We start from the raw sequence: 16,804 nt of genomic DNA on the forward strand, positions 1-16,804 counted from the left end.
AAGCTAGTAAGATCCCTGAAAGATGATCAGGTTGATAGGTTCGAGGTGGAAGCATGGTGACATGTGGAGCTGACGAATACTAATAGATCGAGGACTTAACCATATAATATGTAGCAAATGTTATCTAGTTTTGAAGGAATATGCCTTCATAGTTTGGTGATGATGGCAGAGAGGTCACACCCGTTCCCATACCGAACACGGAAGTTAAGCTCTCTAGCGCCGATGGTAGTTGGGACCTTGTCCCTGTGAGAGTAGGACGTCGCCAAGCAAAAACCTAAGTCGTTTCGACTTAGGTTTTTTTGTGTTTATTTTTATTTACCAAATGTTAAAATCCATAAGTTTAATAACGCTAAAGACGAAAAAAGAATGAAATAGAGGCTATTTAAAATAATGGCAATGATTTTTTGTACTCCCGGTTTTCCGAATGCTCCTAAAATAATGCCTAAGATAGGACACATTATTTCTATCACAAGTATATATTTAAAATAATGAGAGTAGAAAAAATGGGATGATATAAATAAGTATTCAATAATTACGGCAATTACTGCGATAGAGAAAAATAAATAGGATAATAGCATAGTCCTTTTTTTCACAGTTATCCCCCTTAGAAATTAAATTGCTACAATATAAGTTCTATTGATGTATAGAACACAAGAGTGTATATATTTTGATTTAAAACATACTGAAGTACTATATAAACAATTATACGTAAAATAGATCTCTAGAAATATATATTCTAATTCCCTTTCCATCTTGCATATAGTTGCAATTCTTCTTTTGAATATAACTAAAACACGAACGTTAACGATAAGTAATAAAAAAACATTCGATTATTTATTGACATTGTTTATGAAATATTGTTAATATAGCCATAGAAACAATAATATATAAGACCTCATATAATCGCGGGGATATGGCCTGCAAGTCTCTACCTAACGACCGTTATTCGTTAGACTATGAGGGAAAGTCACTCGGTATTTTTCTATTCACAAGGGATACGTATGCCTGAGTAGAGCGCTTTCTCTCATAGTAAAAGAGAAACTGTTCTATTTCAGGCTTTTTTTATTTGAATCGGGGGGATTCTAATATGAAATCACTAGTTGGAGTCATAATGGGAAGCACGTCAGACTGGGAAACAATGAAATATGCTTGTGACATTTTAGATGAATTAAATATACCGTATGAGAAAAAAGTTGTATCCGCTCATCGGACTCCGGATTATATGTTTGAATATGCAGAAACAGCTCGTGAACGTGGATTAAAAGTTATTATTGCTGGAGCTGGTGGAGCAGCGCATTTACCAGGAATGGTTGCAGCGAAGACAAATCTTCCTGTAATCGGTGTTCCAGTTCAATCAAAAGCATTAAACGGCTTAGATTCATTATTATCCATCGTCCAAATGCCAGGAGGGGTTCCAGTTGCAACTGTTGCAATTGGTAAGGCTGGTTCAACAAATGCTGGATTACTTGCTGCACAAATACTTGGATCATTTCATGATGACATACATGATGCATTAGAACTGAGACGAGAAGCTATTGAGAAAACTGTGCGTGAAGGTAGTGAGCTAGTATGACGAGAATCATTTTACCTGGAAAAACAATCGGCATTATTGGAGGCGGCCAGCTTGGAAGAATGATGGCGCTGGCAGCTAAGGAGATGGGATATAAAATTGCTGTTTTAGATCCTACAAAACATTCACCATGTGCACAAGTTGCTGATGTCGAAGTTGTTGCACCGTATGACGATTTAAAAGCAATTCAGCATTTAGCAGAGATAAGCGACGTTGTCACATATGAATTTGAGAATATTGATTATAGATGTTTACAATGGCTTGAAAAACATGCTTACTTACCACAAGGTAGTCAGTTGTTAAATAAAACGCAAAATCGTTTTACAGAAAAGAATGCAATTGAGAAAGCTGGGTTACCAGTAGCAACGTATAGATTAGTTCAAAATCAAAATCAGCTTACTGAAGCGATTGCTGAGTTATCATTTCCTTCCGTCTTAAAAACGACGACAGGTGGATATGATGGGAAAGGGCAAGTTGTTTTAAGAAGTGAAGCTGATGTTGAGAAGGCACGAGAGCTTGCGGATGAAGCAGAGTGCATTCTAGAAAAATGGGTGCCTTTTGAAAAAGAAGTATCGGTTATTGTGATTCGTAGTGTAAGTGGTGAAACGAAAGTATTTCCGGTAGCGGAAAATATTCATGTAAATAACATTTTGCATGAATCTATCGTTCCAGCTCGCATTACAGAGGAACTTTCTCAAAAAGCAATTGCTTATGCAAAAGTGCTTGCGGATGAACTAGAACTTGTGGGAACACTAGCGGTAGAGATGTTTGCTACAGCTGACGGTGAGATTTACATTAATGAATTAGCACCAAGACCTCACAATTCAGGACACTATACACAGGATGCATGTGAAACGAGTCAATTTGGTCAACATATTCGAGCAATCTGTAATTTACCTCTTGGAGAAACAAATTTGTTAAAACCAGTTGTCATGGTAAACATTTTAGGCGAACATATAGAAGGGGTCCTAGGACAAGTGAATAGATTAACCGGGTGCTATTTACACTTGTATGGAAAAGAAGAAGCAAAAGCGCAGCGAAAAATGGGGCATGTTAATATTTTAAATGATAATATTGAAGTCGCTCTAGAAAAAGCAAAGAGTTTGCATATTTGGGACCATCAAGAACAACTGTTGGAGGGAAAAAGATGATTAATCGTTATACACGCCCTGAAATGGGTGCAATTTGGACGGAAGAAAACAAATTTAAGGCATGGTTAGAAGTTGAGATTTTAGCTTGTGAAGCATGGGCTGAGCTTGGCGATATTCCAAAAGAAGATGTTAAAAAAATTCGTGAGCATGCATCATTTGATATTGATCGTATTTATGAAATTGAAAAAGAGACACGTCATGACGTAGTTGCATTCACTCGTGCTGTATCAGAAACACCAGCATTAGGCGAGGAACGTAAATGGGTTCATTACGGTTTAACATCTACAGACGTAGTAGATACAGCGTTATCTTACATCTTAAAACAAGCGAATGAAATCATATTAAAAGACTTAGAAAACTTTGTAAGCATTTTAGCTAACAAAGCAAAAGAGCATAAATACACGATCATGATGGGGAGAACACACGGTGTTCATGCAGAACCAACAACATTTGGTTTAAAGCTTGGTCTTTGGTATGAAGAAATGAAACGTAACGTAGAGCGTTTTAAGCAAGCTGCTGATACAGTTCGCGTTGGTAAATTATCTGGTGCGGTTGGTACATACGCAAATATCGATCCATTCGTAGAAAAGTATGTTTGTGAAAACTTAGGATTAGAAGCAGCACCAATTTCAACACAAACATTGCAACGTGATCGCCATGCTCATTACATGTCAACACTTGCACTAATTGCAACATCTATCGAAAAGATGGCAGTTGAGATTCGTGGTTTACAGAAGAGTGAAACACGTGAAGTTGAAGAGGCTTTCGCAAAAGGTCAAAAAGGTTCTTCTGCAATGCCACATAAACGTAATCCAATTGGATCTGAAAATATGACTGGTTTAGCTCGTGTTATCCGCGGTTATATGATGACAGCTTACGAGAATGTTCCATTATGGCATGAGCGCGATATCTCTCACTCTTCTGCAGAACGTGTAATTTTACCAGATGCTACAATTGCGTTAAATTACATGTTAAATCGCTTTGGTAATATCGTTAAAAACTTAACTGTATACCCAGAGAATATGAAACGCAATATGACAAGAACATACGGCTTAATTTACTCTCAGCGCGTAATGCTTACACTAATCGACAAAGGTATGGTACGTGAAGAAGCTTATGATATCGTACAGCCTAAAGCGATGGAAGCTTGGGAAACACAAGTACAATTTAAAGAGCTTGTAGAAGGCGATGAGCGTATTACGAGCAAGTTAACGCAAGAAGAAATTAATGAATGCTTCAACTATGAGCATCATATGCAACATGTTGATACAATCTTTGAACGCCTAGGATTAAACGAAGCGTAAAATTTCATATGGCACAGAATAGAGTCATTCTGTGCCATTCTTTATAAAAATATTATTCACATTTTTCAAACTACAGGGGGCTTGCGAAATGCAAAAGCTAGAATTGCTGTATGAAGGTAAGGCAAAGAGAATTTATCGTACAGAAGCAGCAGATATGGTTTGGGTAGAGTACAAAGATAGTGCGACTGCTTTCAATGGGGAGAAAAAAGAGACGATTACAGGAAAAGGTCGTTTGAACAATGAGATTACAACTTTATTGTTCAGAAAGTTACAAGAAGTGGGAATAAAAACACACTTTGTTGAGAAGTTATCTGAAATAGAACAACTTGTAAAAAAAGTGAGTATTATTCCTTTAGAAGTTGTCACAAGAAATGTAATTGCAGGAAGTCTTTCAAAACGATTAGGAATGGAAGAGGGAACTGTACTTGCAGAACCAATCGTAGAATTCTACTTCAAAGATGATGATTTAGGAGATCCGCTTGTAACGGAAGATCATATTCGTGTATTAAACGTTGCATCGCCAGAGCAAGTAAGCGTATTACGAGATATGGCTCTACAAATCAATCAAGTATTGATTGAGCATTTCGCAAGCTGTCGTGTAAGATTAGTAGATTTTAAATTAGAGTTTGGCGTAACGGAAGAAGGAGAAATTATTTTAGCGGATGAGATTTCACCAGATACTTGCCGTTTATGGGATGAAACGAGCAATGAAAAGTTTGATAAAGACGTATTTCGTCGAGATCTTGGAAATTTAACAGATGCTTATGAAGAAATTTTAAAACGTTTAGGGGGAATTTCACATGTATAAAGTTAAGGTATATGTAACGTTAAGAGAAAGCGTATTAGATCCACAAGGAACAGCAGTAAAAGGGGCACTTCATAGTCTTTCATTCACAGAAGTACAAGACGTTCGAATCGGAAAGTACATGGAACTAACAATTGATAAATCTGTATCTGACCTTGACGCAAAGGTAAAAGAAATGTGTGAAAAACTATTAACAAACGTTGTAATGGAAGACTTCCGTTATGAAGTTGAGGAGGTTGTCGCACAGTGAAATTTGCCGTAATAGTATTTCCAGGTTCGAACTGTGATGTTGATATGTTCCATGCAATTAAAGATGAGCTTGGCGAAGAAGTAGATTACGTTTGGCATGATACAGAGAACTTAGATGAGTATGATGCGATTCTATTACCAGGTGGCTTCTCTTACGGTGACTACTTACGCTGTGGTGCTATTTCTCGCTTTGCTAATGCAATGAAAGCAGTGCAAAAAGCTGCTGAGCAAGGAAAGCCAATTTTAGGTGTATGTAATGGATTCCAGATTCTTGTTGAATCAGGATTACTACCAGGAGCATTAATGAGAAACGAAAACTTAAAGTTTATGTGCCGTACTGTTCAGTTACGTGTTGAAAATAATGAAACGATGTTTACATCACAATATGGAAAAGATGAAGTAATCAACATTCCAATTGCACATGGCGAAGGAAATTACTATTGTGATGAAGCGACTCTTAAACAATTAGAAGAGAATAATCAAATCGCATTCCGTTATGTAGAAAATCCGAATGGAAGCGTTTCAGATATTGCTGGTATTGTAAATGAAAAAGGAAATGTACTTGGTATGATGCCACACCCAGAGCGTGCTGTAGATGAATTACTTGGCGGTGCTGAAGGGTTAAAAGTCTTTCAATCTATCTTAAAACAGTGGAGGGAAACATATGTCGTTAATGCTTGAACCAAATCCAACACAAATTAAAGAAGAGCGTATATATGCGGAAATGGGGCTAACAGACGAAGAGTTTGCCATGGTTGAAAAGATTTTAGGCCGTTTGCCGAATTATACAGAAACAGGGCTATTCTCTGTAATGTGGTCTGAACATTGTAGTTATAAAAATTCAAAGCCAGTTCTTCGCAAGTTCCCAACAACAGGTGAGCGTGTCCTACAAGGGCCTGGAGAAGGTGCTGGAATTGTAGATATCGGTGATAATCAAGCTGTTGTATTTAAAATGGAAAGTCATAACCATCCTTCTGCTATTGAACCATATCAAGGAGCAGCAACAGGTGTTGGCGGTATTATTCGCGATGTATTCTCTATGGGAGCACGTCCAGTAGCTTTATTAAACTCACTTCGCTTCGGTGAATTACAATCACCACGCGTGAAATATTTATTCGAAGAAGTAGTAGCGGGAATCGCAGGATACGGTAACTGCATCGGTATTCCTACTGTTGGTGGAGAAGTACAGTTTGATCCATGTTATGAAGGAAATCCACTCGTAAATGCAATGTGTGTAGGCCTAATTAATCATGAAGATATTAAAAAAGGGCAAGCACATGGTGCTGGTAATACAGTAATGTACGTAGGAGCATCAACTGGTCGTGATGGTATTCATGGTGCAACATTCGCATCTGAAGAGCTATCTGAAAGCTCTGAAGCGAAACGTCCGGCAGTTCAAGTAGGAGATCCATTTATGGAGAAACTTCTTATTGAAGCTTGCTTAGAACTTATTCAGTCGGATGCACTTGTTGGAATCCAAGACATGGGAGCTGCTGGTTTAACGTCATCTTCTGCAGAAATGGCAAGTAAAGCAGGTATGGGTATTGAAATGTACTTAGATGATGTACCACAGCGTGAAACAGGAATGACACCATATGAAATGATGTTATCTGAATCACAAGAGCGTATGTTAATTGTTGTGAAAAAAGGTAGAGAGCAAGAAATAGTAGATTTATTTGAGAAGTATGGTCTTGCAGCAGTTACGATGGGGAAAGTAACGGAAGATAAAATGCTTCGCTTATTCCATAAAGATGAAATGGTAGCTGAAGTACCAGCGGATGCTCTTGCAGAAGAAGCACCAATTTATCATAAACCATCAAAAGAAGCAGCATACTTTGCTGAGTTCCAGCAGATGAAAATGGAAACACCAAAAGTAGAAGATTATAAAGAAACGTTATTCGCTTTACTACAACAACCGACGATTGCAAGTAAAGAGTGGGTTTATGATCAATATGATTATCAAGTACGCACTAGCACAATCGTTACACCAGGTTCAGATGCAGCGGTTGTACGTGTGCGCGGTACAGAAAAAGCATTAGCAATGACGACGGATTGTAACTCTCGCTACATTTATTTAGATCCAGAAGTGGGCGGTAAAATTGCAGTAGCAGAGGCAGCACGTAATATCGTATGTTCTGGCGGGGAGCCACTTGCAATTACAGATTGCTTAAACTTTGGTAACCCAGAAAAACCGGAAATCTTCTGGCAAATTGAGAAATCAGTAGACGGTATGAGTGAAGCTTGTCGCACATTACAAACACCAGTTATCGGCGGGAATGTATCGATGTATAACGAGCGTAGTGGTGAAGCTGTATATCCAACACCAACTGTTGGGATGGTCGGCCTTGTACACGATTTAAAACATGTAACAACACAAGAGTTTAAGCAAGCTGGTGATTTAGTTTATGTCATCGGAGAGACGAAAGCTGAGTTTGGTGGAAGTGAATTACAGAAAATGATTCACGGCAAAATTTTCGGCCAATCACCAAGTATCGATCTAGATGTAGAATTAAAACGCCAAAAACAAGTACTAGAAGCAATTCAAACTGGCCTTGTTCAATCTGCACATGATGTTGCTGAAGGTGGTTTAGCAGTTGCAATTTCAGAAAGTGCAATTGGTGCTAACGGTTTAGGTGCTAATGTGAAATTAAACGGAGAAGCAACAGCAGTATTATTTGCGGAATCACAATCTCGCTTCGTTATAACTGTAAAACGTGAAAATAAAGAAGCATTCGAGAAAGTGGTTGAAGCAATTCAAGTTGGAGAAGTGACAAATACAAATGAAGTAACAATTCATAATGAAGAAAATGAAGTATTACTTACAGCAAATGTAGATGAAATGAGAAAGGCTTGGAAAGGGGCAATCCCATGCTTGCTGAAATAAAGGGGTTAAATGAAGAATGTGGCGTTTTCGGAATTTGGGGGCATGAAAATGCAGCACAAGTTTCGTACTACGGATTGCACAGTTTACAGCACCGTGGCCAAGAAGGCGCAGGCATTGTTGTAAATAACGGGGAAAAAATCATCGGTCACAAGGGGTTAGGTTTAATATCAGAAGTGTTTTCAAGAGGTGAGCTAGAAGGATTAAACGGAAAATCAGCAATTGGACACGTACGATATGCGACAGCAGGTGGAAGTGAAGTTGCTAACGTTCAACCATTATTATTCCGTTTTTCTGATCATAGTATGGCATTAGCTCATAACGGAAATTTAATTAATGCAAAGATGCTTCGCCGTGAATTAGAGGCAGAGGGAAGTATTTTTCAAACAAGTTCAGATACAGAAGTACTTTTACATCTAATTAAACGTAGTACAAAAGATTCTTTAATTGAAAGTGTAAAAGACGCTCTAAATAAAGTGAAAGGTGCGTTTGCATATCTTTTACTAACTGGAAATGAAATGATTGTTGCGCTAGATCCAAATGGATTCCGTCCCCTTTCAATTGGGAAAATGGGTGATGCTTACGTTGTAGCATCAGAAACATGCGCTTTCGATGTAGTAGGTGCAACATACATTCGTGATGTAGAACCTGGTGAATTACTTATCATTAATGATGAAGGAATTCACGTAGATCGTTTCACAAACGATGTAGAACATGCAATTTGTAGTATGGAATACATTTACTTTGCACGCCCAGATTCTAATATCGCTGGTATTAATGTCCACGCAGCACGTAAAAACATGGGGAAACGTTTAGCGGCAGAAGCTCCTATTGAAGCTGATGTTGTTACTGGTGTACCAGACTCTAGTATTTCAGCAGCAATCGGTTATGCTGAGGCGACAGGTATTCCGTATGAGTTAGGATTAATTAAAAATCGTTACGTTGGACGTACATTTATTCAACCTTCTCAAGAACTGCGCGAGCAAGGGGTAAAGATGAAGCTTTCCGCAGTAAGAGGTGTGGTTGAGGGGAAACGAGTTGTTATGATTGATGACTCTATCGTAAGAGGGACGACAAGTAAACGAATTGTTCGTATGCTTCGTGAAGCTGGAGCGACAGAGGTTCATGTAAGAATCGCTTCACCACCTCTGAAGTATCCATGTTTCTATGGCATTGATATTCAAACGAGAAAAGAATTAATTGCAGCAAATAATACAGTAGAAGAAATCCGTGAAATGATCGGAGCAGATTCTTTAACATTTTTAAGCGAAGATGGATTAGTAGATGCAATTGGACGTCCATATGAAGGGAAATATGGCGGCCTATGTATGGCTTACTTCAATGGAGACTATCCAACAGCTCTTTATGATTATGAGCAAGAGCTTTTAGAAAGTATGAAATAAGAAAGTGAAAAAAGCTTCTACTTCTTTTGATGTAGAAGCTAGCTTCTTTCTTAAAACGGCCGCCCTGGATGGGGAGAAATTAAAAGACGAGGTGTAAATAACGATGGCGAATGCATATAAGCAAGCAGGAGTAGATATTGAAGCTGGATATGAAGCGGTATCTCGCATGAAAAAACACGTACAAACAACAATGAGAAAAGAAGTACTAGGCGGTTTAGGCGGTTTTGGAGGTATGTTTGATCTATCAAAATTTGCATTAGAAGAACCTGTATTAGTATCTGGAACAGATGGCGTGGGAACAAAATTGATGCTCGCTTTTATGGCAGATAAACATGACACAATTGGTATTGATGCAGTAGCAATGTGTGTAAATGATATTGTTGTCCAAGGGGCAGAGCCGCTTTTCTTCCTTGATTATATTGCTTGTGGTAAAGCTGAACCTAGTAAAGTTGAAAACATCGTCAAAGGTATATCAGAGGGCTGTCGCCAAGCTGGTTGTGCATTAATTGGTGGAGAAACAGCTGAAATGCCAGGAATGTATTCTACGGAAGAATACGATTTAGCTGGTTTTACAGTTGGGATTGTTGATAAGAAGAAAATTGTAACAGGTGAAAAGATTGAAGCTGGTCATGTATTAATTGGCTTAGCATCTAGCGGTATCCATAGTAACGGTTATTCATTAGTACGAAAAGTGTTACTAGAAGATGGACAGTTATCTTTAGACCGTATTTATGGGCGTTTAGAACTACCTCTTGGTGAAGAATTATTAAAACCAACGAAAATTTATGTCAAACCTATTTTAGAACTATTGAAGAAACATGAAGTATACGGTATGGCGCATATTACAGGTGGCGGGTTCATTGAAAATATTCCACGTATGTTGCCAGAAGGAATCGGTGCGGAAATTGAACTAGGAGCTTGGGAAATTCAGCCGATCTTCAGTTTACTTCAAGAAGTTGGGAAACTAGAAGAGAAAGAAATGTTCAATATTTTTAACATGGGTATTGGTATGGTAGTAGCGGTGAAGGAAGAAGATGCAAAAGATGTTGTTCGTCTTCTTGAAGAGCAAGGAGAAACAGCTCGTATTATTGGACGTACTGTACAAGGGGCTGGCGTTACCTTCAATGGGGGCACAGCACTATGAGTAGATTAGCAGTTTTTGCTTCTGGAAGCGGATCTAACTTTCAATCTCTCGTTAATGCGGTAGAGGAAAAAAGATTGGATGCGGATATTAGTTTATTAGTATGTGATAAACCAGAGGCACGCGTTGTTGGGCGGGCACATTATCATCATATTCCGTGTTTCGCCTTTTCAGCGAAAGCATATGAGTCAAAAGAAGCATTTGAAAAAGAGATATTAAAGAAGCTAGAAGAGTATGAAATTGATTATGTTATTTTAGCTGGATATATGCGTTTAATTGGGCCGACTTTACTAGAAGCGTACGGCGGGAAGATTATTAATATTCATCCATCACTACTACCGAGTTTTCCGGGTAAAGATGCTGTCGGTCAAGCGTTAGAAGCAGGTGTGAAAGTAACTGGAGTAACAATTCATTATGTAGATGCAGGTATGGATACAGGTCCAATTATTGCGCAAGAAGCAGTAGTTGTTTCTGAAGGGGATACGAGAGAAAGCTTACAAAAGAAAATTCAACAAGTTGAACATAAATTATACGTAAATACAGTGAATCAAATTGTTCAGTCTGTGAAAGAACCAACTGTTAACTAACATACAACCAGGGGTGAAGGATAAATGAAAAAGCGTGCATTAGTAAGTGTTTCAGATAAAACAGGAGTAGTAGAATTTGTTAAAGGGTTACTAGAACAAGGGATTGAAGTTATTTCAACAGGTGGTACGAAAAAATTACTAGAAGAAAACGGCTTACAAGTAATTGGCATTTCTGAAGTAACTGGTTTCCCAGAAATTATGGATGGTCGTGTAAAAACATTACATCCAAATATTCATGGTGGTCTATTAGCAGTTCGTGATAATGAAACGCATGTAGCGCAAATGAATGAATTAGGTATTCAAGCAATTGATTTTGTTGTTGTTAACTTATACCCATTCAAAGAAACAATCGCTAAGCCTGATGTAACATTTGCTGATGCAATTGAAAATATTGATATCGGTGGCCCAACAATGATTCGTTCCGCAGCGAAAAATCATAAATTTGTATCGGTAATTGTAGATCCAGTAGATTACGATGTTGTATTAGCAGAGCTGAAAGAGAACGGTGAAGTAACAGATGAAACGAAACGTAAATTAGCAGCGAAAGTATTCCGTCATACAGCAGCATATGATGCGTTAATTTCTAACTATTTAACAGAGCAAATGGGTGAAGAAAGCCCAGAAACATTAACTGTGACATTTGAGAAAAAACAAGATTTACGTTATGGCGAAAATCCACATCAAAAAGCAACATTCTATAAAGCGCCATTTGCAGCAACTTCTTCTGTTGCATATGCAGAACAATTGCACGGTAAAGAATTATCTTATAACAATATTAATGATGCGGATGCAGCACTTAGTATCGTGAAAGAATTTACAGAGCCGGCAGTGGTAGCGGTAAAACATATGAATCCATGTGGTGTTGGAGTAGGTACGGATATTCATGAAGCATATACACGTGCTTATGAAGCGGATCCAGTATCAATCTTCGGCGGTATTATTGCAGCAAATCGTGAAATTGATAAAGCAACAGCTGAAAAATTACATGAAATTTTCTTAGAAATTATTATTGCACCTTCTTTCTCACAAGAAGCTTTAGAAGTGTTACAAAGTAAGAAAAACTTGCGCATACTAACTGTAAATATTGAAAAAGCAACGACTGCAAGTAAAAAGCTAACTTCTGTACAAGGTGGTCTTCTTGTTCAAGAGGAAGATACGTTAGCGCTAGATGAAGATACAATTTCAATTCCGACGAAACGTGAACCGACAGAACAAGAATGGAAAGACTTAAAACTAGCTTGGAAAGTTGTAAAACATGTGAAATCAAATGCAATTGTTTTAGCGAAAGATGATATGACAATTGGTGTCGGTGCTGGACAAATGAACCGTGTAGGTTCTGCGAAGATTGCAATTACACAAGCTAGTGAAAAAGCACAAGGTAGCGCACTTGCATCTGACGCCTTCTTCCCAATGCCAGATACAGTAGAAGAAGCAGCAAAAGCAGGAATTACAGCAATCATTCAACCAGGCGGATCAATCCGTGATGAGGATTCTATTAAGATGGCAGATGAGTATGGGATTGCTATGGTGTTCACTGGCGTACGTCATTTCAAACATTAATAGAGGGTGTTTAAAAAGTCCGGTCAAGATAACCTTCGCATGTCGTCGTTGCATTGCCAGTGCGGTACTCATGTAGGAAAGCTACACTCCGTGTCCTCCTGGCGAATGCGCCTCGACCTGCTCGGTTCTCTCGATCCTCCTTTTTAAACTTTTATTGATATGAAAACAAACTAGGAGCATAGCTTCTAGTTTGTACTTATTTAATTATTGGGGGATGAAATATGAATGTTTTAGTAATCGGCCGCGGTGGACGTGAGCATGCTTTAGCTTGGAAGTTTGCACAATCTGAAAAAGTAGAAAAAGTATATGTAGCGCCAGGTAATGAAGGTATGCGCGATGTTGCAACACCAGCTGATATTGATGAAAACGATTTTGATGCACTAGTCTTATTTGCAAAAGAAAACAATGTAGGCTTAACTTTCGTTGGACCAGAAATTCCACTTATGAACGGAATTGTTGATCGTTTTAAAGAAGAGGGACTTCGTGTATTTGGTCCTAATAAAGCGGCTGCTGTTATTGAAGGTAGTAAAGCTTTTACAAAAGAACTTATGAAAAAGTATGATATTCCAACTGCGGCATATGAAACTTTTACAGACTATGAGGAAGCAGTAAAGTACATTCAAAAAGTTGGTGCACCGATCGTTATTAAGGCAGATGGATTAGCTGCTGGTAAAGGTGTAACGGTAGCGATGACGCTTGAAGACGCATTACAAGCTGTGAAAGAAATGCTACAAGATGTGAAATTCGGCGAAGCAAGCAAGAAGGTTGTTATTGAAGAGTTTTTAGATGGACAAGAATTTTCATTAATGGCATTCGTGAATGGAACAACTGTGCATCCAATGGTAATTGCTCAAGATCATAAACGAGCTTTTGATGGCGATAAAGGTCCTAATACAGGCGGAATGGGCGCATATTCTCCAGTACCACAAATTCCGGAATCAGCAGTTCAAGAGGCGATTAAAACAGTATTACATCCAACTGCTAAAGCGATGATTCAAGAAAATCGTTCGTTTACAGGAATTTTATATGCGGGGCTTATTTTAACGCATGATGGTCCAAAGGTAATTGAATTTAATGCGCGCTTTGGTGATCCTGAAACAGAAGTTGTATTACCTCGCTTAGAAAACGATTTAGTTGATGTATGTAATGCTGTATTAGATGAAAGTGAATTAACATTAGAATGGTCAGAGGAAGCAGTTATCGGTGTCGTACTTGCTTCAAAAGGATATCCAGAAGCATATAAAAAAGGTGAAATTATTGAAGGATTAGATACATTGCAGGATGTGATTGTTTTCCATGCGGGTACGGTGATGAAACATGGGGATTTTGTAACAAACGGCGGTCGCGTATTATTTGTTGCTTGTAAGGCGAATAGTTTACAAGAAGCGAAAGATAAAGTATATAAAGAAATCGGTAAAATTGAGAGTGATGGTCTATTTTATCGAAGTGATATAGGATATCGTGCAATTGGACATGAGATGACGAGAAGCTAATGTATAAAAAATCCCGCTGATTTCTCAGCGGGATTTTTATACATCTTTATCTTTTTTTAATTTTCCTTTTTGCTTTGCCATTTCTCGAAGTAAATACTCGATGTGTGCATTGACGCTACGAAACTCATCATTCGCCCATTTTTCGATGACTGCGTGTAATTCAGGATCAATACGTAATGGAAAGCTTTTCTTTTTAGCCATAATTACTTACAACCTTTAGTATAGGCTTCCTGTATTAATAACTGGCTGCGCACCTTTATCTGAAACGATGGCAACTAATAAGTTGTTTACCATATTTGCTTTACGCTCGTCATCTAATTCAAGTACGCCTTCTTCATCTAACATATGGATTGAATCTTTCGCCATCTTCACAGCACCTTCAACAATCTCTTTTCTAGCAGCTAATACTGCTTTTGCTTGTTGACGTTGTAGCATTGCATGGGCAATTTCTGTTGCGTAAGCTAAATGCGTTAAACGAGTTTCTAATACTTCTACACCAGCAATTTCAAGACGGGCTTCTAATTCACGTTTTAGTTCTTCTGAAATTTCCTCAGTATTTCCACGTAACGTGATACAAGTTTCATCTTGGAAATTATCATAAGGATATTTTGTTGCAACGTGGCGGATTGCTGTTTCGCTTTGAATTTCTACGAATCGATCGTAATGCTCAACACCAAACATTGCTTTTGCAGAATCAACAACTTTGTATACAATAACAGCTGCAATTTCAATTGGATTTCCCTCAACATCGTTGACTTTTAACTTCTTACTGTTAAAGTTTTCAACACGTAAAGATACAGTTTGACGGAATGCGAATGGAATTGTTAAAAATAAACCGTTTTGACGAATTGTCCCTAAATAATTACCGAAAAACGTAATTACTTTCGCTTGGTTCGGTTGAACGATACCAATACCTGTCGCGAGAACCGCAGCTAAAATAATAGTTAACGCTGCTACTATGAAAATTTCTTGCACAAGGCAAAATACACCGATAGCGGCTAAAATCAAAATCCCAATAATACCGAGAAAACCATTTACATAAAAAACTTGTTTTTCTTTCATATAATCGCCTCCTGATATAAAAATGATATCACTTTTATATCATTATATGCAAGGGGTTTATACTTAATTTTCCAAATTTTATAAATTGATATCTTTTATGTATGTTTTAGGGATAAAACTCCGAAAAACAAGAATGTATGTTCTGTTTTGTGGTAAAATAAAGAAGACTTAGCCGCCCACTGCAGCAGCTAAGTCTCTTTGAGAGCATCTTGCATCGTGACAAATGATTCAAAGCGGTTTTGCCAGGATTAATTCTTCAATCGCTGACTCAATCTCTTTGTCAGAAGCATCATAACTTCCATTTGACTTTGGTTTGTCATGACCGGAAGCTTGATTAACTTCTTTTTTAGTATGTCCTTTTTCAGTAAAATTCATGCTAGGCATTTTAAATGCGCCCATATTCATATATTTCCCAAATTTACACACTTCAGCAATCGGGCAGAAACGAACAATTCCCTCTGCAATTTTCATTGCACCTATCCATAGCAAAACTTTAGACCAAGTGCAATGTGGTTTGCGTATGAGCTTGGCAGTACTACAACCAAGTAAGATGAATCCGAGTGTAATTCGAATTAGAGCACTAATTGTACCGATGTTTTGCTTCATTAGAAAAACACTCCTTTTAGATTAACTTCGAAATAGCAAATACTATTTCATTTGTTAGTATTCCGTATAAGTTTTTTGATATGTAATCCAACATTTGACGTTGAAAAAGATGTTGGATTGGGCGTGTGTGTAGGTAGCTTTTTTTGTTATAATGAAAGAATGCATAAAAGGGAGATCGAAACTTGACTCTCCTTTTTGAACAGATGTAGTAGAGGAAGTTCAAAAATCCTGATAAAAATTAACTGCTCTTTTGAGTAGGAATATAGATATGATTAGAAAAAGAAAGGGTGTTTTCATGTACGATATTTCCAAATGGAAACATGTATTTAAGCTTGATCCAAATAAGGAGTTAAGCGATGAACATTTAGAAATGATTTGTGAATCAGGAACAGATGCGGTAATTGTCGGCGGAAGTGATGGAGTTACAATTGATAACGTATTACACATGCTAGTTAGCATTCGTAGATATGCAGTTCCTTGTGTGTTAGAGGTTTCTGATGTGGAAGCAATCACACCAGGTTTTGATTTTTATTACATTCCAAGTGTTTTAAATAGCCGAAAAGTAGAATGGGTAACGGGTGTTCATCATGAGGCATTGAAAGAATTTGGGGATATTATGGACTGGGACGAAATTTTCATGGAAGGGTATTGTGTTTTAAATCCCGAAGCGAAAGTAGCCCAGCTTACAGATGTAAAATGTGATTTAACAGAAGATGATGTTATTGCATACGCGCGTTTAGCAGACAAGCTATTACGTTTACCGATATTCTATTTAGAATATAGCGGTACGTATGGAGATATTGAACTTGTTAAAAATGTAAAAGCAGAATTGAAACAAGCTAAGTTATATTATGGCGGTGGTATTTCTAATGCAGAACAAGCAAAAGAAATGGCACAGTATGCTGATACAGTAGTTGTTGGAAATGTTATTTATGATGATATAAAAGCTGCGTTAAAAACAGTGAAGGCAGTAAAAGGAGAGTAGGTGCAGG

At 37.8% G+C, this 16,804-nt stretch carries 17 protein-coding genes, 2 rRNA genes and 1 riboswitch; of the genes, 15 read left to right on the top strand and 4 right to left on the bottom strand.

The window, feature by feature from the left end:
• Together ACTFQM_RS23975 and rrf are read left to right on the top strand one after the other, a co-directional pair.
• Positions 1–103: ribosomal RNA gene (locus tag ACTFQM_RS23975) — 23S ribosomal RNA — on the top strand; the annotation flags it as partial.
• Between the two features lie 49 nt (positions 104–152).
• Positions 153–268: ribosomal RNA gene (rrf, locus tag ACTFQM_RS23980) — 5S ribosomal RNA — on the top strand.
• Positions 269–311: 43 nt separating this feature from the next.
• Here the strand turns inward: rrf and ACTFQM_RS23985 are convergent.
• Complete coding sequence (locus ACTFQM_RS23985; protein ID WP_048375614.1) at positions 312–593, bottom strand: hypothetical protein; 282 nt, start codon at positions 591–593, stop codon at positions 312–314.
• A 282-nt stretch (positions 594–875) separates the two neighbouring features.
• Positions 876–977: riboswitch (purine riboswitch) on the top strand.
• A gap of 110 nt (positions 978–1,087) precedes the next feature.
• Here ACTFQM_RS23985 and purE point away from each other — a divergent pair.
• The 12 genes from purE to purD all read left to right on the top strand — a co-directional run bounded on the left by purE (position 1,088) and on the right by purD (position 14,144).
• On the top strand, positions 1,088–1,573 hold the full coding sequence (purE, locus tag ACTFQM_RS23990) for a 5-(carboxyamino)imidazole ribonucleotide mutase (RefSeq protein ID WP_002010008.1): 486 nt from the start codon (positions 1,088–1,090) through the stop codon (positions 1,571–1,573).
• Positions 1,570–2,721, top strand: a complete 1,152-nt coding sequence (purK, locus tag ACTFQM_RS23995; protein WP_440036550.1) for a 5-(carboxyamino)imidazole ribonucleotide synthase — start codon at positions 1,570–1,572, stop codon at positions 2,719–2,721. Before purE ends, purK begins: the two co-directional genes overlap by 4 nt.
• Positions 2,718–4,025 carry an adenylosuccinate lyase gene (gene purB / locus ACTFQM_RS24000; protein ID WP_071747187.1) on the top strand — a complete coding sequence of 436 codons (1,308 nt, stop codon included), beginning with the start codon at positions 2,718–2,720 and terminating at the stop codon, positions 4,023–4,025. Before purK ends, purB begins: the two co-directional genes overlap by 4 nt.
• Before the next feature lie 88 nt (positions 4,026–4,113).
• Entirely contained in the window at positions 4,114–4,833 is a 720-nt protein-coding gene (gene purC / locus ACTFQM_RS24005) for a phosphoribosylaminoimidazolesuccinocarboxamide synthase (protein ID WP_440036552.1), read from the top strand.
• A complete protein-coding gene (purS, locus tag ACTFQM_RS24010) occupies positions 4,826–5,080 on the top strand; it encodes a phosphoribosylformylglycinamidine synthase subunit PurS (RefSeq protein WP_000278821.1) in 255 nt (84 codons plus the stop codon). Before purC ends, purS begins: the two co-directional genes overlap by 8 nt.
• Positions 5,077–5,760 carry a phosphoribosylformylglycinamidine synthase subunit PurQ gene (gene purQ, locus ACTFQM_RS24015; protein WP_000666787.1) on the top strand — a complete coding sequence of 228 codons (684 nt, stop codon included), beginning with the start codon at positions 5,077–5,079 and terminating at the stop codon, positions 5,758–5,760. The genes purS and purQ overlap by 4 nt, the downstream gene beginning before the upstream one ends.
• Positions 5,744–7,963 carry a phosphoribosylformylglycinamidine synthase II gene (gene purL, locus ACTFQM_RS24020; protein ID WP_440036553.1) on the top strand — a complete coding sequence of 740 codons (2,220 nt, stop codon included), beginning with the start codon at positions 5,744–5,746 and terminating at the stop codon, positions 7,961–7,963. The genes purQ and purL overlap by 17 nt, the downstream gene beginning before the upstream one ends.
• Complete coding sequence (gene purF / locus ACTFQM_RS24025) at positions 7,948–9,363, top strand: amidophosphoribosyltransferase (RefSeq protein ID WP_002174606.1); 1,416 nt, start codon at positions 7,948–7,950, stop codon at positions 9,361–9,363. The genes purL and purF overlap by 16 nt, the downstream gene beginning before the upstream one ends.
• A 103-nt stretch (positions 9,364–9,466) precedes the next feature.
• Positions 9,467–10,507 carry a phosphoribosylformylglycinamidine cyclo-ligase gene (gene purM, locus ACTFQM_RS24030; protein WP_440036554.1) on the top strand — a complete coding sequence of 347 codons (1,041 nt, stop codon included), beginning with the start codon at positions 9,467–9,469 and terminating at the stop codon, positions 10,505–10,507.
• Positions 10,504–11,091 (top strand): phosphoribosylglycinamide formyltransferase, encoded by a 588-nt coding sequence (gene purN, locus ACTFQM_RS24035; protein WP_328046104.1) that lies wholly within the window; start codon positions 10,504–10,506, stop codon positions 11,089–11,091. The genes purM and purN overlap by 4 nt, the downstream gene beginning before the upstream one ends.
• A gap of 24 nt (positions 11,092–11,115) precedes the next feature.
• Complete coding sequence (gene purH, locus ACTFQM_RS24040; protein ID WP_440036556.1) at positions 11,116–12,651, top strand: bifunctional phosphoribosylaminoimidazolecarboxamide formyltransferase/IMP cyclohydrolase; 1,536 nt, start codon at positions 11,116–11,118, stop codon at positions 12,649–12,651.
• Between the two features lie 221 nt (positions 12,652–12,872).
• Positions 12,873–14,144, top strand: a complete 1,272-nt coding sequence (gene purD, locus ACTFQM_RS24045; protein WP_440036558.1) for a phosphoribosylamine--glycine ligase — start codon at positions 12,873–12,875, stop codon at positions 14,142–14,144.
• Between the two features lie 36 nt (positions 14,145–14,180).
• Here purD and ACTFQM_RS24050 read toward each other — a convergent pair whose 3' ends face one another.
• The 3 genes from ACTFQM_RS24050 to ACTFQM_RS24060 all read right to left on the bottom strand — a co-directional run bounded on the left by ACTFQM_RS24050 (position 14,181) and on the right by ACTFQM_RS24060 (position 15,812).
• Entirely contained in the window at positions 14,181–14,345 is a 165-nt protein-coding gene (locus tag ACTFQM_RS24050; RefSeq protein ID WP_001085173.1) for a toxin-antitoxin system HicB family antitoxin, read from the bottom strand.
• 15 nt (positions 14,346–14,360) lie between these two features.
• Complete coding sequence (locus ACTFQM_RS24055; protein ID WP_025150171.1) at positions 14,361–15,206, bottom strand: SPFH domain-containing protein; 846 nt, start codon at positions 15,204–15,206, stop codon at positions 14,361–14,363.
• Between the two features lie 228 nt (positions 15,207–15,434).
• A complete protein-coding gene (locus ACTFQM_RS24060) occupies positions 15,435–15,812 on the bottom strand; it encodes a YgaP family membrane protein (RefSeq protein ID WP_440036559.1) in 378 nt (125 codons plus the stop codon).
• A gap of 295 nt (positions 15,813–16,107) precedes the next feature.
• On the opposite strand from ACTFQM_RS24060, the gene ACTFQM_RS24065 reads away from it, so the two are divergent.
• Positions 16,108–16,797 carry a heptaprenylglyceryl phosphate synthase gene (locus ACTFQM_RS24065; protein ID WP_440036650.1) on the top strand — a complete coding sequence of 230 codons (690 nt, stop codon included), beginning with the start codon at positions 16,108–16,110 and terminating at the stop codon, positions 16,795–16,797.
• The last annotated feature ends 7 nt before the right edge of the window (positions 16,798–16,804 follow it).

Origin of the sequence: Bacillus cereus group sp. MYBK30-2 (genome assembly GCF_051915945.1) — a bacterium.
Taxonomy (GTDB): Bacteria; Bacillota; Bacilli; order Bacillales; family Bacillaceae_G; genus Bacillus_A; species Bacillus_A paramycoides.